This is a genomic window from Acinetobacter sp. YH16031 (genome assembly GCF_013417335.1).
GTDB lineage: Bacteria > Pseudomonadota > Gammaproteobacteria > Pseudomonadales > Moraxellaceae > Acinetobacter.
In genome coordinates this window covers 1-1335 of the sequence record NZ_VPED01000170.1, presented here as the reverse complement: position 1 = coordinate 1335, position 1335 = coordinate 1, and the positions used below count along the sequence as shown (strand labels likewise).

Sequence of the window (1335 nt, the reverse complement as noted above, 5' to 3'; positions counted from 1 at the left end):
TTTAGACTCTGAATAGATTCATCCTTAGGATCTACTAAAGCTTCTTTTTCTTTTAACTCTTTACGAACTTCTTTAATTTGAGATGTTAGCGTTTTTATACCTCTATGATTTGCAATAAACATCATTTCAAACCATTCAAGATCTTCTAAAGTAGATTTCATATCATCACCATTTAATTTTATAAAAATATTTTTTTTAATGCTCTCACTCTCTCAACATTCTCCACAGCCTTCGTTTTACTCTGGGCTGATGGTGAATGTTGAGAGAGTTTCGGCAATACTCACCCTAAGAGCTTACAAAAAATTGCTTGCTCTTAAAGTATTGCCGAACACCAATTTGGGCTGACGGAGCCACGCATCGGTCGTCCACGACAGTAGGTAATTGTGCTTTCCTACACAGGCTGAGATTACGATTCACACACCGCATCGACACGTTCTCAAACCGAACAGGTCACTTCTCTCTGCGAGGGTTTCCCCAACATACAATTTAAAGCATCCCTGAACTACTCATCACGCTGTTGCTTTGTCGATATCCCCTAGTAGCAACTCCTGCTCTACATTACTGTAAAACAATCGCTGTGGTGCGCTAGCGTCGCTTTATTCCATCCACCCACACCACATGCCTAGACCCGAATAAACGGACACGCAGAAGCGGGCAAAGCTCGAATTCAAGATTGCTTATTTAATGGACACAAAACGATTCAATAACGAAGTAATTCATGTTTTGACTTGAAATTACTGCTCATAACGTTAAAATGTGCGAACAGGTACAAGCCTTTGGTGAAATCTGCACGAGTTGGTAGCTCTGCTGATCTTCGTTATCTGATGCGTCAACATCAAATAACTGCGTACCGCTGAATATAAGAAAAACCCGTTGATACTGCAAGGTGTCAGCGGTTTTTTTTTACTCAATTCAAGCCCTTAACTTTCACTCTTTCTAATTTCTTATTAAAAAATCATCTACATCTATTTGATTAATTTCTATTTTCATTAAAAAATAAGTTTCACTCTTTTTCAAAAAAAAATTGTTATTTGCTCAAATTAAATACACCAATATCTATTTGTTTTTGATTAATTTTTATAAACCCGTCCAAGATTTTTAGACAGTCTAGTTAATACAACAATTTAAATATTAGATAAAATCAGATGGTATATATGTAAAACTATATCTATCCAGTCTGTAAATTTTACAGTCTATTAGACAGTGACTTTAGACAACAATAGGCATCACTTTACAACATGAAAAGTCTTTCAGTTCTTGAATTATCCAAGCTTTACGGCATAAATAGACAGACAATTTACAATCATATAAATAAAGGAATTTTAAGTAAAAATT

The 1335-nt window shown here is 35.2% G+C and carries 1 pseudogene; it reads left to right on the top strand.

Features of this window, described 5'->3' with window-relative positions:
* Window positions 1-1238: 1238 nt before the first annotated feature.
* Window positions 1239-1335: pseudogene (locus FTV31_RS16925) on the top strand (helix-turn-helix domain-containing protein); the annotation flags it as partial.